We start from the raw sequence: 18,616 nt of genomic DNA, 5'->3' as shown, positions 1-18,616 counted from the left end.
TAGCGGCCCCACGCGCGGGCGGCTAGTAAGCCACCGTCCACTCGTCCATCCACGGCGCCTCCTTGGCCTCCTCGGCGAAGCGGTAGGCGAACCGGTGCTGGTTCTTGTCGAGGTAGGCGTAGTGGTCCTCGAACACCTTGGTGTTGATGTTCTCGGTGTCGCACTGGCAGACCGACACCGGGCACGGCCGCGGACCGGAATGGAAGGTGATCTCGGTCGACTGGGTCAGGTCCCCCAGCGGCTTCAGGTGCTGGGCTCCGCCGCACTGGAACACCTTCCCCTCGGGATCGACGAACAGGTACTTGAAGCCGGCGTTGCACATGCCCGGACGCTTCAGGTTGAGCAGGAACTCCCAGTCGTGGCGGGAGTAGATCACCTGGCGGATGATCGCCCGCTCCTCCTCGGTGTACTCCTGGGGATAGGTCTTGCCCTCGTACTCGCCGATGAACGGCTGCACGAAGTGGTCGACGCCCGCGGCCTCGAACTTGGCCTTCACCTCCGGCAGCTTGTGCAGCGAGGGCGGGTAGGCGACGCTCATGGTCGTCAGGTCGTAGTAGGTGCCCAGCTCCTGGGCCGCGGCGATCCAGGCGTCCTCGTTCTTGATCTCGGTGGGGTGGTAGCTGGCCACCAGCGCCACCTTCTCCTTGGGGATTCCAGCCAGGATCCGGGCGTACTGCTTTGGGTGGAAGCTGAGGTTGGTGATAAGGTTCAGGACGCGGACGTTTTCCGAGGCGCCCAGGCGCCGCGCGCCCTCCACCAGCACCTTCGAGATGAAGAACTCGCCGCCCACCCCGATGCGGATGTTGATGGGGAACGGCAGCTTGCAGATGTTGTCGATGATCTGGAGGTAGCGGTCCTCGTCCCAGGGGCTCGGCCCGCGGCCCTCGGGCGGTCCGTGGCCGGCCACGCAGTAGGGGCACTTGTAGTTGCACACCGGATAGTCGGTGAAGAAGCGCACGTTGATCGTCGCCTGCTCGACAGGCGGCGCGGCGGCAGGCGCCCCGAGGGGGGCTTGGGCGGGCTTGGCGGCCTGGCGGCCCAGCGGCTTAAAGAACATGCTCGGCTCCTGCCCAGGGGATGTCGTAGCCGAACAGCGCGATGTCGTCGGCGAACAGCTCGCGGACCAGCTCGGTCGTGCCGCGGTCGTAGTAGTCCTCGACCCGGCCGCGGGCCGACTTGTTGCGCGTCGGCAGCGCCTGGCGGGGAATTCCCAGCTGATCGCAGACCACGTCGAAGTCCCGCTGCAACGTCTCGAAGCGCATCAGATAGTCGAAGTTGCCCGGGATGCCAGCCGCGGGCTGGTCCGGCGTCTCGCGCAGGTGCTGGATCATCGGCGGGATCGTCGGCAGGAACTCCACGAACGCCTCCCGCGTGAACGTCGAGACCTGGCGGTGGGGCGAGAAGTAGTAGGACACCGCCCGCTCCCACGGATTGCGCACGCAGGCGAACTTGAACAGCGAGGCGTAGGTCTCGGGCGGCAGCTTGGCGCGGTACTCCCACAGGGGGCTGTGCTTCGAGAAGCCGTAGGTCGGATTGAGCAGCTCGAACCGCTCCACGCCGTCCTGGTAGGGCTCGCGGCAGACGATCTCGTCCTCGGAATAGGCGCGCAGGATGTTCTGCACCGAATTGCCGCCGGTCTTCGGGATGTGGACGAAGAGGAAGCGGTGCGAGAGCGCCATCATCGGGCGGGGTTCCTGGCGGGACGCGGAAGGCGGCGTCGGGCGGCGTGTGGCGGGTGCGGCAGGTGCGGGATCATCGGTCTTGCGGAGAAGGTCCAGTCGGTCCGAGTCGCCCGCCCCAGGCGTCCCGGCGGGCCCGTTCTAGCATCATCGGGCGCGCTGGGGGCCAGCCCGTGTCACATTTTGGCCGGGGCTGCGACCAACGCTGCCCGGCCGTCACTTCAGGGAGGTCACACATGCGCCTAGCGCCACTTGCCGCCGCCGGCCTGGTCGTCGCCTGTACGCCGGCCGCCAGTGACGCGTCAGGCGGTGGGGCGGGCCAGAGCGCCGCCTCGGGCCAGAGCGCCGCCGCCGAGCGGAACGCCGTCCCCGCTCAGACCGCCATCCCGGGCCAGGGCCCGCGGTTCGGGCTGCCGATCGCCTGCACGCCCGGCCGGACCTGCGAGGTGCAGCACTACGTCGACCGCGACCCGGGACCGGGCGTGCGCGACTACCGCTGCGGCCGGCGGACCTACGACGGGCACAAGGGCGTCGATTTCCGTATCCCCGACATGGCCGCCCAGCGGCGGGGCGTCGCGGTGCTGGCGGCTGCGCCGGGACGGGTCGCACGGCTGCGGGACGGCGTGGACGACGTCTCCATCCGCCAGGACGGCGCCCCGCCGGTCGACGGGCGCGAGTGCGGCAACGGCGTCGTGATCGACCACGGCGGCGGCTGGGAGACCCAGTACTGCCACCTGGCGCGCGGCAGCCTGCGCGTGAAGGTCGGGGACACGGTCGCTGCGGGCCAGCCCCTGGGTCTGGTGGGCCTCTCCGGGGCGACGGAGTTCCCGCACCTGCACTTCCAGGTGCACCACGATGGGCGGGTGACCGATCCCTGGGCGCCGGGCGCGGGTGACGGGTGCAACGCCGGGACTGGAACCGGGGCCGGCCCGAGCAGGCCCCTGTGGAGCGCGGAGGTCGTGACGCAGACGCCCTACATGGCCGGCGCGGTGCTGAACCTGGGGTTCGCCGCGGGACCTGTGGCCATGGGGAACATCGAGGATGGCGCGATCGCCGCCCCCACCCGGAGCTCTCCCTACATCGTCGCCTACGGCCGCGGCATTGGTCTTCGCGGTGGGGACGAGGTGGAGATCAGCCTTACCGGGCCGGGAGGCGCGGAGCTCGCCCGCGGCCGGCAGCCGCCGCTCGACCGCGACAAGGCCCAGTACATGGCCTACGCGGGCAAGAAGCGGCCCGCGGACGGCTGGCCGGCGGGCGCCTACACGGCGCGGATGCGAGTCTATCGGGAAGGACGGGTCGCGCTGGAGCGCAGCGTCTCGATGCGGCTCTGAGCAGCGGACATTATGGCCAAGTTAACCGACACGTGATCCGGGAATCCCTTTCGCGCGGTCGAGCTTTCGGCTAAACTTCTGTGTCAGCCTAGCTCTCCATGGCTGTGTCGCTTTGATCGGGCGGCGGGTCGAAAGATCCGCCGCCCGATCTTTATCCACATCCCGCACATTTCAGCTGGCTCTCGCCCCCGGCAAGGGGGTTCGCGGCCGCGCGCGTCGCCGGCGAGCAGCCAATAAAAAGGGGGCCGCCCGAAGGCGGCCCCCAGAAGCACTCAGCTCGATCGTCGCTTAGACGATGTTCGAGCTGTCGATGTCGGCCAGCGTGCGGCCCACCAGGACCACGGCGTCTTCCGCAGTGCCGTTGTTGCCGGCGCTGTCGGTGAAGATCACCACGTCCGAACCGACCTGCACCGCGACGTAGTCGATGCCGGTGCCGATCAGGCCGTCCGCCGTCGTCTTGGCGGCGTCGTAGTCGGCCGCCGAGGTTTCGACGTAGGTGGTGCCGGTCGCCGCGGCGCCCGCGAAGTCGAGGCGGTCGGTGGCTTCCCAGTCGCGGATCTGGTCGATGCCGCCGGCCGTGACGCCCGAGTCGCCGTTGCCGAAGATGAAGGTGTCAGCGCCGGCGCCGCCGGTGATGACGTCCTTGCCCAGGCCGCCGGTGATGACGTCGTTGCCAGCGCCGGAGTTGATCACGTCGTTGCCGTCGCCGCCGAGGATGACGTCCGCGCCCGAACCGGTCGTGATGACGTCGTTGCCGGCGTCAGCGGTGATCGAGTTCGCGCCGTCGCCAGCGTCGATGGTGTCAGCGCCCGTCCCCGAGAGGATGGTGTCGTTGCCCGAGCCCGACGTGATGTTGTCGTTGCCCGTGCCGGCCGTGATCGAGTTGGCGCCGTCGCCGGCGGAGATCACGTTGTTGCCGTTGCCGGCGTCGATCGTGTCGTTGCCCGAGCCCGACGTGATGGTGTCGTTGCCCGTGCCGGCCGTGACGGAGTTGGCGCCGTCGCCGACCGAGACCGAGTTGTTGCCGTTGTTGGCGACGACGGTGTCGTTGCCCGCACCGGCCGTGATCACGTCGCTGCCGGAGCCGGCGGTGATCGAGTTGTTGCCTTCGCCAGCGTCGATGGTGTTCACGCCGTCGCCAGCCACGATCACGTCCGAGCCGTTGCCGCCGCTGACGCTGTCGTTGCCGGTGCCACCGGTGATCGAGTCGGAGCCGTCGCCGCCGATGAGCGTGTTGTTGCCGTCGCCGCCCACGAGGCTGTCAGCGCCAGCCTCACCGTACAGCTGATCGTTGCCCGAACCGCCCGTGAGCGTATCATCGCCCAGGTTGCCGTTCAGGTACTCGTTGCCGCCGGTGCTGGCCGTCAGGATGTCGTTGCCCTGACCGCCGACGAGGATGTCGTTGCCGGCGCCGGTCGCGACGAGGGTGTCGTCGCCGATGTTGCCCTGCAGGTTCACGGCCGCGCCAGTAGCGGTGATGCTGTCGGCGCCGTTGCCGCCGGAGACAACCACGGTCCCGCCGTTGGCGGTGACGGTGTCGTTGCCGTCTTCACCGAAGATCTGGTCGTTGCCGCCGCCGCCGCCGATGCTGTCGTTGCCCATGTTGCCGAACAGCAGGTCAGCGCCCGCGCCGCCGACGACGGTGTCGTTGCCCTGACCGCCGTACAGCCACTGGACGGTCGTGGCGCTGCCGGCCGAGCCGTCGAGGCTGTCGTCGCCCAGGTTGCCGTGGCCGAAGAAGCCGCCGGCGCCCATGACGATGTCATCGTCGCCCTGACCGCCGTAGATGGAGTCAGCGCCGCCGCCGCCGTTCAGCGAGTCGTCGCCGAGGTTGCCGTGCAGCAGGTCCGCGCCGTTGCCGCCGCCCAGGGTGTCGTTGCCGTTGCCGCCGTACATGCCGTCGGAGTTTTCGCCGCCCGAGGTCGCGCCGTTGTCGGGGCCCGTCGAGCCCACGTACAGGACCGAGCCGTCCGGGTAGACGGCCAGGTTGGTGCGGCCTTGCACGTCAGCCGCATCGAAGCTCAGCGACTTGCCGCCGAACGAGATGCTGACCGACGCCGGCGTGGTCGCCGTGGCCGGAACGAATTGCACGACGGTCGCCGCACCAGTCGCACCCGCGGTGGTGAAGACGATGACGTCGTTCGAGGTGAACGCGTCAGCGTTCGCCTGCGTCATAGTTTCCCAAATATAGCTAGCCATTAAGTCTCTCCAGTCTGTGTCACACGGACCCCCGGAACGCCTGACCCCCATCCCCGATGGGGCAATCCCGGCGGTCCATTACCCCAAGCGCCATAGCACGGCTGCGGCGTAGGTTAGACGAGCCCAAGCCGAGACGTATCGGAACCCTGCCAATTAGGCAACACCAAAAAGGCGCCGTTTCCCGACGTGCGGAGGGTGTTGCATCGGCGCCCCTACTCCTCGCGGAAGGCGTCCCGCATGACGTCCGTAATCGGCGAAATCAGGTATCCCATCACCGTCCGTTCGCCGGTCACGATCAGGGCGCTGGCGGGCATGCCGGGCGTCAGCTCGACGCCCTTCTTCAGCTTCGACAGCTCGCGGGGGTCGATTCGCAGGTCGACGCGGTAGAACGACAGGCCCTTCTGCTCGTCGGTGAGCCGGTCGGCCGAGATCACCGCCACCTTGGCGTCGAGGTCTTCGTTGAAGCGCGAATTGAGGCCGGTGAGGCGGACCCGCGCGTCCATGCCGATGTGCACCTGGTCCACGTCCTCGGGCCGCACCATCGCGCTGACCGTGAGCGGCGTCGTGGCCGGCACGATGTCCATCAGCACCTCGCCCGAGCCGACGACGCCGCCGACGGTGAACTGGGTGAGGTTGAAGACGTAGCCGTCGACCGGCGCGCGGATCACCGTCGCGGCCAGGTCCTGCTTGGCGGTCGTCAGGCGCGGCACCACGTCGGCCATCCGCGACTGGCTCTCCCGCAGGCCTTCGGCGGCCTGGCTCTGGCGCTCCTCGCGCAGCGAGACCAGCTGCAGGCGGGTCTCGCCCATCTGCTGGCGGATGCGCGCGATCTCGGCGGCGAGCTGCCCCCGGCGGCCGCCCAGCTCGGCGAGCGAGCGCTCGTAGCGCAGGATCAGCGTCTTGGGCGCATAGCCCTTTTCGTTCAGCGTCCGGTAGCCCGAGAGCTCCTCCTCGGTCAGCCGGCGCTGCTCGTCGATCGAGGCGACCTGCGCCTGCAGGCCCTGGATCTGGGTCTCGAGCTGCTCGATCCGCTGGCCGAGCACGGCCGACTGGCTCTGGAACAGCTGCAGGCGCGTGGCGAACAGGAACTCCTGGTCGCGGATCAGGGTGGCGACCCGCGGGTCGGCCGCCCGGCTGGTGAGCTCGGCCGGGAAGGTCAGGGACGAGCGCCCCGTCGCCTCGGCGGAGTACCGCGCGTTCTGGGCCAGCATCACGTCGTACTGGTTCTGGAAGACGTCGACGGCGGCGCGCGCCTCGACGTCGTTGAAGATCAGCAGCGGCTGCTGGGCGCGGACGTGCTGGCCCTCGCGCACCAGGATCTGCTTCACCACGCCGCCCTGGCGGCTGCCCCGCAGGGTCTTGCGATTGCTCTCGACCCGCACCTCGGCCGGCGCGGTGATGCCGGTGCTGAGCGGCGTGACCGAGGCCCAGGCGCCCAGGCCGATCACGAACGCCCCGATCACCCCCGCCCCCAGGATCATCGGGCGGCGGAGGCGCTTCTCGAGCGCGGGGTCCATCGGCCCCTTGTCGTCGCCGTCGAACGCGGGGGCGACGAACGAAGGCTTGGTGGTCGTCAGGTCCAGCTTCATCGACCGCCCTCCACGGCGCGGACGTCGGCCGCCGGCTTCACGAGCCGCGCCATCACCTGGTCGCGCGGGCCGAACATCTCGACCCGGCCCTCGCGCAGCATCACGATCTTGTCGGCCGAGCGGAACACGGCCGGCCGGTGCGAGATGATGACCACCGTCGAGCCGGCCGCCTTCATGGTGTCGATCGCCCGCACCAGCGCGTCCTCGCCCTCGGCGTCGAGATTCGCGTTCGGCTCGTCGAGCACGACGAAGGCCGGGGCGCCCAGCATGGCGCGGGCGAGGCCCACGCGCTGCCGCTGGCCGACGGACAGCACCGCGCCGCCCTCGCCGATCTCGGTGTCGTAGCCCTTGGCCATGCGCAGGATCAGCTCGTGCACCCCGGCCAGGCGCGCGGCCTGCACCACTTCCTCATCGGTGATGTCGGCGCGGAACCTGGCGATGTTGTCGCGGATGGTGCCGGCGAACAGTTCGGTGTCCTGCGGCAGGTAGCCGACGTAGCGGCCGAAGTCCGCCCGGTCCCAGGCGAAGACGTCGGCGCCGTCGAGGCGCACCACGCCCTGCAGCGGGCGCCAGATGCCGACCAGCAGGCGGGCCAGCGTCGACTTGCCGGCCCCCGAGGGGCCGATGACGCCGAGCACCTCGCCCGGCTCCACCGAGAAGCTCACGCCGGCCAGCACCAGCTTGGGGGCGCCGGGCGGGGCGAAGTTGACCCCCTCCACCGAGAGCTTGCCCGCCGGGCGCGGCAGGCTGGTGGCGGGCGGCGGCGGCTCGGCCTTGGAGAGCAGGTTCTGCAGGCGCTCGTGCGCCCGGACCATGTTGTTGAGGGGCTCCCACGTCGCGACGATCTTCTCGATCGGCTGCAGGGCGCGGCTCGCCAGGATCATGTTGGCGAACAGCATGCCCATGTGGATCTTGCCTTCGATGATCAGATAGGCGCCCACGGCGATGATCAGCACCTGGATGCCCAGGCGCACGGACTTGATGATGTCGGTGTAGAAGTTCGAGTACTCGGCCGACGTGGCGCCGGCCTCGATGGTCACCGCGCGGTGCCGCGCCCAGGCCGCGCCCAGCGTCGGCAGCATGCCCATGGCGCGGACGACCTCGCCGTTGCGCAGGGCCGCCTCGGTGAAGCCGTAGCTCTTGAAGGCCGAATCCTGAGCCTCCTGGAGCGGCCGCTGCATGGCCCGGGTCTGGGCGATGGCGAGGCCGAGCAGGATCAGCGCGCCCACGAGCGTGATCGTGCCCACGAGCGGATCGATGATGAACAGCACGACCAGGAACACCGGGATCCAGGGCGCGTCGAACAGCGCCGCCGCGCCGACGCCGGTCAGGGTCTGGCGGAACTGGTCGAGGTCGCGCAGCGCCTGGGCGCGCGCGCCGGGCTCGCCGCGGACGGCGGCGTCGAACAGGCTGGCGAACACCCGGCCCGAGACCCGCTGGTCCAGGGCCACGCCGTAGTTGATCAGGATCCGAGCGCGCAGATCGTCGATGACGCTGGAGATCACGAACACGAACAGCGTCACGATGGTCAGCATCCAGAGCGTCGCCTGGCTGTGGCTGACCAGCACCCGGCCGTACACCTGGAAGGTGTAGAGCGGCAGCGCCATGTAGAGCAGGTTCGAGACCAGGCTGAAGCTGAACGCCCAGACCGCCACCCGTTTGAAGTCGCTCAGCGACCGCGTGAGCACGTTGTCCGGCTGGTTCGCGAGGAACGTCAGGAATTTCATGGGACGCCGAGCTGTTCCGTCATGCCTTGCGGCCAGATAAACCATTCTGACCCGAAAAGGGTGAACGCGGATGCGGAATTGCCGTTCGTCCAGCCTCGCCCGGAATCCTGGCCGGAATTCCGAAGCGGGCGGCTAGATGCGGAGCCGCCGGTTTATTGTCAATGGCGCGGCCCGGCAGGCCGCCCGGGGGGCTGGATGCCGAGAGTCGCGATCGTAGGGAGCTGCATCACCCGGGATCTGTGGCCGATTCGTGGCGGCGGCGCCGAAACCCTCGCCTATGTGTCGCGAACGAGCCTGCCCGGCCTGGTCTCGCCGCCCGTCGCCGGTTTTCGCCCGGCGCGCGAGCCGCCGGCGCCGTTGCGGCTCCACCAGCACAACGCCCTCCTGGCCGACCTGCGCAAGACCGCCCTGGAGCGCCTGATGGCCTTCCGGCCCACGCACCTGATCTTCGACCTCATCGACGAGCGGTTCGACCTGATCTCGGTCGGCGATGCGATCGTCTCCCACACCTGGGAGCTGGAGGTCAGCGGCTACCTGGAGCAGAAGGCCTTCCGGGCGCGCCGGCCGATCCCGCGGCTTTCCGCCGCCTGCAGCCGGCTGTGGCATGAGGCCGCCGCCGAGATCGCGGCCATCGTGCGCGGCACGCCGCTGCGCGAGGCGACCCTGATCCTGCACGTCTCCCGCTGGGCGCACGCCCAGCGCACGCCGCAGGGCGTGCGGCCGCTCGAAGGCGCCGCCCTGCTCGACGGCCAGCCCGTCGACATCGCCGAGCACAACGCCCTGCTCGCCGCCTACGAGGCGCGCTTTGTCGAGGTCATGCCGCCGATGGCTCGGCTCGACGCGGGCGCCCTGCGGCTCGCCGATCCCGGCCATCACTGGGGGCTCAGCCCCTATCATTTCGTGCCCGAGTACTACGCCGAGATCTGGCGCCAGCTGGAGCCTCTCGGGGTCCCCGCGCCGGCTAGCGCCCGCCCAGCCGCGCCCAGTGTTCCAGCGGCGTGACCCCTTCGCGCACCAGACCGGGCCGGGCCGCGAGATAGGCGGCCGACGGGAACCCAGGGCGGGCTTCGCTGACCTGCCAGGCGCCGCCCTGCAGATAGTCGACGACCGGGGCGACGCCGGGCGCCAGCGCCTCGCCGCGCTGGGCGAGGTAGTGCGCCGGGTCGAACCAGGGGCTGTGGCTGCGTCCCTCGGCCGCGCCGCCGGACAGGAAGTGGGCGAGCGGCTCCAGGCCGGCCTCCGCCACGTCCGGGTTCTGAGCGAGGTACCACTTCGGATCGAACAGGGGGTGAGGCGGAACTCCGCTCCGCCAGCCCTCGGTCAGGTAGTGGACCAGGGGCGGGACGCCCTGCGCCGAACTGCCCGCGCGATGCATGTACCAGGCCGGATCGAACAGCGGATGCGGCGAGAGCCCCTGGGCGCAGCCCTCCCGCAGATAGTGCTCGGCCGGGCCCTCGTCGGGCGCCAGCGCCGGCCCCTGCGCCAGGTAGTGGGCCACGTCGAAGGCCGGATGCGGGCTGCGGCCCAGGGCCGCGCCGCGCCGGACGTAGTGCTCCAGCGCAGTCATGCCCGTCGCCGCCAGCTCGTGGGCGTTCTCGCGCCGGTACCACGCCTCGTCGAACAGCGGATGCGGCGACCGGCCCTCGGCGCTGCCGGAGGTCAGGTAGTGGACGAGCGGCGCCGCGCGGCCGCCGCCGACGTCCGGATGCGCCGCCAGGTACCAGGCCTGGTCGAACAGCGGCGTCAGGGGCGAGACCGCGGGATCTCCGCCGCGCCGGGCGTAGGCGGCCATGTGACGCAGGTCGTGCAGCGCCCGGCCGGTCCCCCGCCACGTCCCGCTGCGGGCGATCACCAGCGCCTGGCCCACCGAGCCAAGCCGGACCAGCGCCCGGTCGAGCAGCTTGCTCAGCCGATTGCGACGGCGCCCGCCCGCGCGGCCGCGGCGGGCCTCCACATGGGCGGCCAGGGCGGCGTCCCGCAGGCGGGCGGCGAGGTCTGCCCTCGCCACGAGCGACTCGTTGAGGGCGAGCGAGAGCTCGGAGCGGGCCAGGGCCTCGCGGACCTGGGCCTCGTGGGCGCTGCGGCGCACGTCGGCCAGTCGCCGGGCGACCTCGCGCGCCTTGTCGACCACCCGGAAGACGTCCGCATCCGCAGGCGGCGGCGCGGCCTGCTGCGCCTCGACCGCCGCCGCGCCGGACCGGCGCCGGCGCCGCGCCATGTTGGGCGCCAGGCTCATGCGCCCTCCGTCTGGAGCCATTCGCGGAAGCTGCCGGGTCCGGCGGCGAAGGGGTTCGGATAGGCGGCCTGCAGGTCGCCCCGCTGGCGGTACAGGACCCGCTCGGCCTTCTCGATCGGCGCGCCATCGTCATAGGCGCCGTAGGCCCACCAGCGCTCGGGGATCGCCGCGTCGGTCGCCTCGGCCACCAGCCGCTTGTACCACGCCCAGATCTCGTAGACGGGGAAGTTCCGCCCCGCGTAGCGCTTGGTCATGGTGTCGCCCAGCGGCCCCAGCTTGGTGAAGTGCCAGAAGCGCAGCGGCGCGCCGTTGACGGTGATCCGGCCGTCCTTCTCCACCGCCACGGTCCGCGTGCTGAGGTTCCAGCTGGCGACGTTGTAGCCGGGATCGCGGATCACCTTCACCTTGTCGAACAGGGCCGGGACGTGGTCGCACCAGCGCTGGTCCACGAACAGGCCGTTGGGCATGTCGTCGTAGCAGAACGACAGCAGCCGGTCGTTCCACCACTTGGCGAAGCGCGCGCCTTCGCCGGTCGTCCGGATCGCCACGAAGCCCAGGTTGAAGATGCCCGTGCGCGAGGCCGACAGGTCGTTGTCGAGGATCGCGGTGAGGTCGTCGTTCGGATCGATCAGGTGCGGCGTCAGCAGGATGTCGTGGTCCTGGAGCCACTCCACCAGCGGGTCCAGCGAGCCCAGCAGGGCGGTGTCGGGATCGAGGTAGATGACCGCGTCGGCGCCCGAGCTGCAGGCCTGGTGGATGAAGGGACCCTTCACCGCCGTGCAGACCTCGACCACGTCGTGCTTGAAGAGCCAGCCCTGGAAATCGGGGATGCCCAGATCCTCGGCCCAGACCACCCGGTCGAACGGCTCGGCGGCGGGATCGAAGGCGAAACCCTCGGGCGGCCGGTCGGTGATCAGGGCCACCAGCTCCCAGTCGGGATGGAACCGCCGCAGGGTCTGGTAGAGCACCCGCGCCCGGTTCAGGTACGAGAACGTGAAGCTGGAATAGACGAGCACTTTCATGCGGGGGTCCCCTCGGGGAGCAGGTCGGCGGTGAGCGCGCCGAAGTCCAGGTCGTAGAGGGCCGGCCGCCGCGTGGCCCGCCCCAGCTTCAGGACCTCGCCACTCTCGAAAGCCTCGGCGAGGGCGGCCTCGTCCAGCACCGCGCCATGACCTCCGTCGCGGACGAAGGCGGCGACGTTGCCGCTGTCGGGCCCGGTGATGACGGCGCAGCCGGCGGCCACGGCCTCGTAGGCGACGAACGAGAACGTCTCGCGGCAGAGCGGCCAGACCAGCACCGCGTCGGCCTCGGCGGCCTCCAGCGCCTGCTGCATGGCGCGCGGGTTCTCGGGGCCCGCCGCGACCTCGACGAACCGGACCGGCAGTCCGGGCGTGCTGCGCAGGCCCAGATGCAGGAACTCGTAGCGCGGGTCGTCGGCCAGCCTCAGCGCCAGGTCGCGGAACACCGGCCAGCCCTTGTGGGCCGCCGGTAGGCCGGCGTAGGCGAGGCGGAACGGCCGCCCCGCGGGCGGAGCCGGCGCGGCCCCGCGGGAGCGAAGGCGGGCGTGAGGATGGACGAGGGTTCCGGCGACCGGGAAGTCCCAGGACGCCCGCCACAGGTCGAGCGTCGGTTGCGAGGGAGCGACCACGGTGAGCTTCAGGCGCCGGAACAGCCGCTCGTGCTCGGACAGGTGCCGGCCGCGCCAGGGACCGTACAAGCAGATGCCGCAGGCGGCGCTGTCCGGCGGCGGGGCCGCGCAATCCTCCACGTCGTTGCGCAGCAGGTGGTAGCCCGCGCACAGGCTCGCGAAGTCGTGCAGCCAGAAGAAGCCTTCGGACAGCCCCGCCGCCGCCAGGATCGCTAAGACCTCGTCGACGGAATGACCGAGCAGGCTGTGAATGGCGAAGCTGCGCTCGCCGGGGCGGGCGGGAGCCGCCGCGCGCAGGGCTTCGGCGACCGCTTCGGCGGCGAAGGCGCCCAGCGCCTGGCCGTTCCAGACCACGCCCAGCGCGGCGGGCTCGTCCGTCCGGAGCATCGGCCAGGGCGTCGCCGGGTGCAGGTGCAGGTGGTCGCGGCCCTGCGCCGCCACGCCCGCGGCCTCGCGCTGCAAGGCGAGCTGCACCCCGCCGACATTGGCCGTGTAGTCGTCGTGGCTGAAGGTGACGTGCAGCGGTCGGCGGCCGATCTGGCCCAGGGCGCCGGCGAGCCCCGCCCCCGGCCGGACCGCGTCCGAGGCGCGCGCCGCCTGGGCGAGGCGGTCCTCGACGGGGACCAGCCGCGCGATCACGTCATAGCGGAAGCCCAGGTCCGGACGCGGCGCGCGGCTGCCCTCCCCACCCGACTTCAGGAAATGCACGAACGGATTGACGCCCGTCCGCGCCACCTCCGGATATTCGTTCAGGTACTCGCGGACCGAGAACCGGGGGTTCGGATCGCGCCCTTCCTTCCAGCCGAAGGCCATGAAGTGAGCCAGGGGGTCCACCCGGGCCTTGGCGATGTCGGGATAGGCCTGCAGGTACCAGGCGGCGTCGAACTCGGCCGCCACGACGGCCCGGTCGGGGTCGAAGCGCTTGAATCCGGACAGCAGGCGCAGCTTCAGCGCGGCGGGAACGAGGGACCTCACGCCATGGCCTCCACAAGGTCGGCGGTCATGCCGCTGAAGCTGAGATCGTACAGCCGCGCCTCGCGCCGGCGGCGGGCGAGCGTGCGGATCGAACCCGACTCGAACGCCTCCATCAGCGCCGCCTCGCTCTGCAGGACCCGGCCGAGGCCGGTCTCGGCCACGAAGGCGGCGACATTGCCGCTGTCGGGCCCGGTGATCACCGCAGCGCCGGCGGCCGCCGCCTCGTAGGCGGTGAACGAGAACGTCTCGCGGCAAAGCGGCCAGACGAGGGCGGCGTCGGGCTGCACGGCCTCCAGCGCCGCGTGCATGGCGTGCGGATCGTCCTCGCTGGCCACGGCCCGCCGGAAGGTCGCCGGAGCGGCGGGATCGGCCTGGCCGCCCAGGTGGGTGAAGGCGTAGCGGCGGTCGCCCTCGAACCGCTGCGCCAGTTCGCGGAAGATCGGCCAGCCCTTCAGCGGGGTCGGCATGCCCAGGTAGGCCACGCGGAACGGCCCCGACTTGCGCGCCGGCGGGGCGGGGCCGCGGTCCACGAGGCGCGCGTGCGGCAGGACGACCTCGCCCGCCACCGGGTGGTCCCAGCCGGCGCGCCAGAACGCCAGCGTCGTCTCGGAGGGGGCGACGACGGTGATCTCCAGGGCCTCGAACAGCCGCCGGTGCGCCGCCAGGTGCCGGCCGCGCCAGGGACCGTAGGCGCAGATGCCGCAGGCGGCGCTGTCCGGCGGCGGGGCCGCGCAGTCCTCCACGTCGTTGCGCAGCAGGTGATAGCCCGCGCACAGGCTCGCGAAGTCATGCAGCCAGAAGAAGCCCCGGGTCATGCCGAGGCCGCGGAGCAGGGCCGCCGTCTCGTCGGGATCGTGGCCCAGCAGGCTGTGGATCGCGAAGCTGCGCCGCCCCCTGCCGCGCCCGCCCGCCCGGCCCAGGGCCTCCGCCACCGCGGCGGCGGAATAGACGCCCAGCCGCCGGCCGTTCAGCAGCACGCCGAGCGGCCCCGGCTCGCCTGCCGCCCGCACCATCGGCCAGGGCTTGGCCGGATGCAGGTGCAGGTGGTCCACGCCGAGCGCGGCGAAGCGGGCGCCCTCGCGCCGCAGGCAGAGCTGCATGCCGCCGATGCTCGCGGTCGGGTCGTCGTGGCTGAAGGTCACGTGCAGGTCGGCGAGCCGGGCGCCGGTGTCGGCGATCGCCCGCGCGAGGGCCTCGGCGGCCCCGGTCCGCGCCGCGGCGGACGCCCGGATCGCCGCCTCCAGCCGGGCTTCCACCGGGGTCTGGCGGGCGATGACGTCGTAGCGGAACCCGAGCTCGTGACGGCCGATCCGGCCCTCGGCGCGGCCGGCGGTCAGGTAGTGGGCGAAGGGGTTCACCTCGGCCTGGGCGACGTCCGGATAGAGCTCGAGGTAGTCGCGCACCGAGAAGCGGGGGCTGGGATCGCGCCCCTCGCGCCAGCCGGTGATCAGGAAGTGGTGCAGCGGGTCGGTCCCCGCCGCGGCGATGTCGGGGTTGTGGGCCAGGTACCACTCGGCGTCGAACTCCGGCTCGACGACGGCGCGGTCGGCGGTGGCGTTGAACACCGGCCGCGGACGCGCCTTCGGCGCCGTGGCGAGCAGCGCCTCCAGGCTCCACGGCGCCGGGGCCCCGAGCGTCCCCGTCAGCCACGCCTCGGCGTGAGCGGAGGCGCGGACCTCGCGCCCTTCCGCTCGGCCCCGCGTGAGGAAATGGAAGAAGGGCTCGGCGCCCGACCGGGCCACGTCGGGATGGGCCTCCAGATAGGCCTCGGTGGAGAACCAGGGCGCCGGGTCGCGCCCCTCGCGCCAGCCGGTGAGCACGTAGTGCTTCAGCGGGTCCTGGGAGGGATCGGCCAGATCGGGATAGACCGCCCGGTGGAAGGCCGCGTCGAACGCCGTGGAGACAACCCTGTGGACTTCGTCAACTTGGGCCGGGACGGCCATCGGGCGCAGGTTCCTGAAGCGGCGGCGGCGGGCTGGTGTGCAACAGAAGGGCGTGCCGATCAACCGCCGCCGGAACTTGCAGCCTCGGCCGGGCGCCCGTAAGGGCGAGGGGGCATGACGGGCGGCGAAGCATCGGGAAGCAGGACCGGCGGCGAGCGGACCGCCTACCTCGTGCTGGGCATGCACCGCTCGGGCACCTCGGCGGTGACCCAGCTGCTGTCGCTGGCCGGGGCCAGGCTGCCCGCCAACGTCATGCCGGGCGACGAGTACAACCAGCAGGGCTATTTCGAGCCCTGGAAGATCGCCATCCTGAACGACGAGCGCCTGCGCGCCGCGGGTTCGGCCTGGGACGACGGCTTCGCCTTTCCCTTCCGCCCGCTGGCCGCCGACGACGAGGCCCTCTGGAGCGAGCGGGCCCGCGCCCTGTTCGCCGAGGAGTACGGCCGCGTCCGCCACCCGCTGATGAAGGATCCGCGGGTCACCGTGCTGCTGCCGTTCTGGCGCAAGGTGCTGGAGCGGCAGGGCGTCGGCGCGCGATGCGTCATCCCCGTGCGCCATCCGCTGGCCGTCGCCGGCTCGCTGCAGCGGCGGGACGGCTTCCCGCCCGAGAAGTCGGTGCTGGTCTGGACCGCCTACATGCTGGCGGCCGAGGCCTACACCCGCGACCTGCCCCGGGGCTTCGTGGCCTATGACGCCCTGCTCGCCGACTGGCGCGGCCAGGTGGCGCGCATCGAGGCGGCGCACGGCGCGCCCCTGCCCAAGCTCGACGAGAAGGCCGCGCGCCGGATCGACCAGGCGCTGAGCCCCGACCTGCGCCACAACGCCGGCGGGGGCGACCTTTCCGGCCTCGGCTGGAGCGGGGATCTGGCGGCCCGGGTGCTGGACTGGTTCGAGGCCGCCGCCCGCGACGCGCGGCCGGCGCGCCGGATCCTGGACGAGGCCGCCGCCGAGATGGGCCGCCGGGCCGCCGAGATGGGACCGCTGGTCTCCCCCGCCGCTCGCGACCTCGACGTCGCCCGCACGGGCCTGATCGAGGCCCGGCGCCGGGCCGAGCACCTGGAGGACGTCCTCACCCGCCAGCAACCGGACCTCGAGGCCGGCTGGCGCGCGCGGAACGCCCTGGCTGCCGTCGAGGCCGAGCTCGACGCCGCGCTCGCCGGCGAGGACCCCAAGTCGTGAGCCCGCGGCCCGGCGACGTCGAGGCGCGGCTGCAGCGCTTCCCGAAGGCCCGCCCGCCGCTGCCGCCGCGGCTGCAGGAGATCTACGCCCGCCAGTACGCCGAGAACCGCGCCGGCGAGAGCACGGCCGCCTCGCTGTCCCAGCGGCTCGAGCAATGGATGCACCGGCAGGTCGCGGCCGACGTGCGGGACCGGGCGAAGCCCACGCTGGAGCTGGGCGCCGGCAACCTCAACCAGCTGCCGTTCGAGCCCGAGGGCGCGGCCTACGACATCGTCGAGCCCTTCGCCGAGCTCTACCGCGGCTCGCCGCGCCTGCCGCGGGTGCGGGACGTGTTCGCCGACATCGCGGACGTTCCCGCAGGCCGCCGCTACGACCGGATCACCAGCATCGCGGCGCTGGAGCACATCTGCGACCTGCCGCTCGTGCTGGCCCGCTCGGCGCAGCTGCTCGCGCCGGGCGGCGGCTTCCGCGCGGCCATCCCCAGCGAGGGCGGCTTCCTCTGGAGGCTGGGCTGGTCGCTGACCACCGGACTGGAGTTCCGGCTGCGCCACGGGCTCGACTACGGCCTGCTCATGGCCCACGAGCACGTCAACGACGCCGCCGAGATCGAGGCGCTGGTCCGGGCGGTGTTCGAGGACGTGCAGGTCCGCAGCTTCGGCCTCGGCCGGCAGCTGTCGCTCTACCGCTTCATCGAGGCTTCGCGGCCGCGCGCGGAGGTGGCGGACGCCTGGCTCAGGCGTTTCGGCTCCTGAGCCGCGGATCCAGGGCCACGTAGACGAGGCCCGTGATGGCCGTCAGGTCCAGGAAGTAGAGATAGCGGTAGTCGCAGGCGAGCGAGATCACGAAGAAGCTCGCCGCGAAGCCCAGGGCCGACAGCATCAGCCCCGCCATCGCCACGTCGGCCGCCTCCCTGCGCACCAGCAGGAAAGCGGCGACCAGGGCGGCCACGGCCGCGAACACCGGATGCGACAGGCCCGGGGTGTCGAGCCACCAGGTGACGTAGTTCCACAGCCGGTTGTCGTCGCGGTCGGCGCGGGGCGCGATGCCCAGCTCGTCCATCAGCTGCGGCGGCCCGGCGACCCCCACATGCACCGGCAGGCACCTGTCGATGTCGGGCGTCAGGAACACCCAGCGGTACACGTCCCAGCGGCGCTCCAGGTAGCCGAGCGGATCCTCCGTGAGCGTCTGGACCCACTGCCTGCCGATGGTCGGCGTCTCGTAGCTGACGAGGGCCTTGCCCAGGGTCTTCGAGCCCAGCAGGGCGTCGATCCGCTCGGGCGAATAGTACTTGGGCGCCTCGACCCTGAGCGAGGCGGCGGCGGCGAGATTGTCGGCCTCCAGCGCCCGCAGCGGCCGGTCCGGATCGTCGGCCAGGGCGCCGGCGATGTCGTAGCCCTGCAGCAGCCGCAGCCCGACGTTGCGGTTCTTGCCCGGCGGGTCCTTCACCGGCGTGACGGCGTTGATGCCGGCCGCCAGCACGAGCGGGACGACGAACCCCGCCGCGGCCCAGGCCAGCGCACGGCGCCAACCTTCGCCCCGGGCGGTCCAGGCCAGGACGGCGGCGCACAGCACGACGATCAGGGCCCCGTTCTGGCGCAGCAGCGTGGCCACCGCCATCAGAAGGAAGGCCAGGGCCAGGAGCGCCAGGCGGGGCCGCGCCGCGTCCCAGCGGCGGCAGGCGTGCGCCAGCGCCACGAAGCCGGCGATCGCGAAGTTGGCGAACAGCACGTCCTTCCAGACGATCCCCTGGTAGATCGCCACCTGCGGGGCGGCGAAGGCGGCCGCCAGGACGAGGGGCGCGATCCAGGCCACCCTGCGGCGCAGCGACGGCAGCCCGGCCCAGGCCCCGACCAGCACCAGCGCGGCGGCGACGACATAGGCGCCCGAGCCGGTGACGATGCGGTCGAAGAAGCCCAGGAACGAGCTGAACAGCGGCGGCCCGAACACCCGGCGCACCCCGCTCCGCCCCTCGGCCAGCGAGATGATGGTGTCCACCGACATGTGGCCGGGATAGTTCAGCCCCAGGATCAGGGCGTAGCCGCCGGCCAGCGCCAGGAACCACAGGATCGCCGGCGCCATCCCGCGCAGGCTCCTCGCCTCGTTCATCGTC

The 18,616-nt window shown here is 71.8% G+C and carries 14 protein-coding genes; 4 read left to right on the top strand and 10 right to left on the bottom strand.

Going from position 1 to position 18,616, the window contains the following annotated elements:
- Window positions 1-22: 22 nt before the first annotated feature.
- Window positions 23-1,057 carry a radical SAM protein gene (locus tag PHZ_RS02670; RefSeq protein ID WP_012521055.1) on the bottom strand — a complete coding sequence of 345 codons (1,035 nt, stop codon included), beginning with the start codon at window positions 1,055-1,057 and terminating at the stop codon, window positions 23-25.
- A complete protein-coding gene (locus tag PHZ_RS02665; protein WP_012521054.1) occupies window positions 1,047-1,682 on the bottom strand; it encodes a sulfotransferase family 2 domain-containing protein in 636 nt (211 codons plus the stop codon). Before PHZ_RS02665 ends, PHZ_RS02670 begins: the two co-directional genes overlap by 11 nt.
- Window positions 1,683-1,915: 233 nt before the next feature.
- On the opposite strand from PHZ_RS02665, the gene PHZ_RS02660 reads away from it, so the two are divergent.
- The gene (locus tag PHZ_RS02660; protein ID WP_012521053.1) at window positions 1,916-3,010 is read left to right on the top strand and encodes a M23 family metallopeptidase; all 1,095 of its coding nucleotides are present in this window, start codon (window positions 1,916-1,918) and stop codon (window positions 3,008-3,010) included.
- 288 nt (window positions 3,011-3,298) lie between these two features.
- On the opposite strand, the gene PHZ_RS02655 is transcribed toward PHZ_RS02660, so the two are convergent.
- The 3 genes from PHZ_RS02655 to PHZ_RS02645 all read right to left on the bottom strand — a co-directional run bounded on the left by PHZ_RS02655 (window position 3,299) and on the right by PHZ_RS02645 (window position 8,525).
- On the bottom strand, window positions 3,299-5,185 hold the full coding sequence (locus PHZ_RS02655; protein WP_049758112.1) for a calcium-binding protein: 1,887 nt from the start codon (window positions 5,183-5,185) through the stop codon (window positions 3,299-3,301).
- A gap of 236 nt (window positions 5,186-5,421) precedes the next feature.
- Entirely contained in the window at window positions 5,422-6,798 is a 1,377-nt protein-coding gene (locus PHZ_RS02650; protein ID WP_148216771.1) for an HlyD family type I secretion periplasmic adaptor subunit, read from the bottom strand.
- On the bottom strand, window positions 6,795-8,525 hold the full coding sequence (locus PHZ_RS02645) for a type I secretion system permease/ATPase (RefSeq protein WP_012521050.1): 1,731 nt from the start codon (window positions 8,523-8,525) through the stop codon (window positions 6,795-6,797). Before PHZ_RS02645 ends, PHZ_RS02650 begins: the two co-directional genes overlap by 4 nt.
- 195 nt (window positions 8,526-8,720) lie before the next feature.
- On the opposite strand from PHZ_RS02645, the gene PHZ_RS02640 reads away from it, so the two are divergent.
- Window positions 8,721-9,527: a DUF6270 domain-containing protein gene (locus tag PHZ_RS02640; RefSeq protein WP_012521049.1), complete on the top strand. Its 807-nt coding sequence runs from the start codon at window positions 8,721-8,723 to the stop codon at window positions 9,525-9,527.
- On the opposite strand, the gene PHZ_RS02635 is transcribed toward PHZ_RS02640, so the two are convergent.
- From PHZ_RS02635 to PHZ_RS02620, 4 genes are read right to left on the bottom strand one after another with little or no spacing between them, the layout of a single operon-like run.
- Window positions 9,487-10,761: a hypothetical protein gene (locus tag PHZ_RS02635; RefSeq protein ID WP_012521048.1), complete on the bottom strand. Its 1,275-nt coding sequence runs from the start codon at window positions 10,759-10,761 to the stop codon at window positions 9,487-9,489. The two genes, PHZ_RS02640 and PHZ_RS02635, sit on opposite strands and share 41 nt — an antisense overlap.
- On the bottom strand, window positions 10,758-11,783 hold the full coding sequence (locus PHZ_RS02630) for a hypothetical protein (RefSeq protein WP_012521047.1): 1,026 nt from the start codon (window positions 11,781-11,783) through the stop codon (window positions 10,758-10,760). Before PHZ_RS02630 ends, PHZ_RS02635 begins: the two co-directional genes overlap by 4 nt.
- Window positions 11,780-13,384 carry a glycosyltransferase family protein gene (locus PHZ_RS21440; protein WP_012521046.1) on the bottom strand — a complete coding sequence of 535 codons (1,605 nt, stop codon included), beginning with the start codon at window positions 13,382-13,384 and terminating at the stop codon, window positions 11,780-11,782. Before PHZ_RS21440 ends, PHZ_RS02630 begins: the two co-directional genes overlap by 4 nt.
- Complete coding sequence (locus PHZ_RS02620; protein WP_041373040.1) at window positions 13,381-15,327, bottom strand: hypothetical protein; 1,947 nt, start codon at window positions 15,325-15,327, stop codon at window positions 13,381-13,383. The genes PHZ_RS21440 and PHZ_RS02620 overlap by 4 nt, the downstream gene beginning before the upstream one ends.
- A gap of 114 nt (window positions 15,328-15,441) precedes the next feature.
- Here PHZ_RS02620 and PHZ_RS02615 point away from each other — a divergent pair, with 114 nt between their 5' ends.
- Together PHZ_RS02615 and PHZ_RS02610 are read left to right on the top strand one after the other, a co-directional pair.
- A complete protein-coding gene (locus PHZ_RS02615; RefSeq protein ID WP_012521044.1) occupies window positions 15,442-16,506 on the top strand; it encodes a sulfotransferase family protein in 1,065 nt (354 codons plus the stop codon).
- Window positions 16,503-17,258: a class I SAM-dependent methyltransferase gene (locus PHZ_RS02610; protein WP_012521043.1), complete on the top strand. Its 756-nt coding sequence runs from the start codon at window positions 16,503-16,505 to the stop codon at window positions 17,256-17,258. The genes PHZ_RS02615 and PHZ_RS02610 overlap by 4 nt, the downstream gene beginning before the upstream one ends.
- On the opposite strand, the gene PHZ_RS02605 is transcribed toward PHZ_RS02610, so the two are convergent.
- Complete coding sequence (locus tag PHZ_RS02605; RefSeq protein WP_012521042.1) at window positions 17,239-18,585, bottom strand: hypothetical protein; 1,347 nt, start codon at window positions 18,583-18,585, stop codon at window positions 17,239-17,241. The two genes, PHZ_RS02610 and PHZ_RS02605, sit on opposite strands and share 20 nt — an antisense overlap.
- Window positions 18,586-18,616: the final 31 nt, after the last annotated feature.

This window comes from Phenylobacterium zucineum HLK1 (genome assembly GCF_000017265.1).
Taxonomy (GTDB): Bacteria; Pseudomonadota; Alphaproteobacteria; order Caulobacterales; family Caulobacteraceae; genus Phenylobacterium; species Phenylobacterium zucineum.
This window is presented reverse-complemented; position numbering and strand designations above follow the sequence as displayed.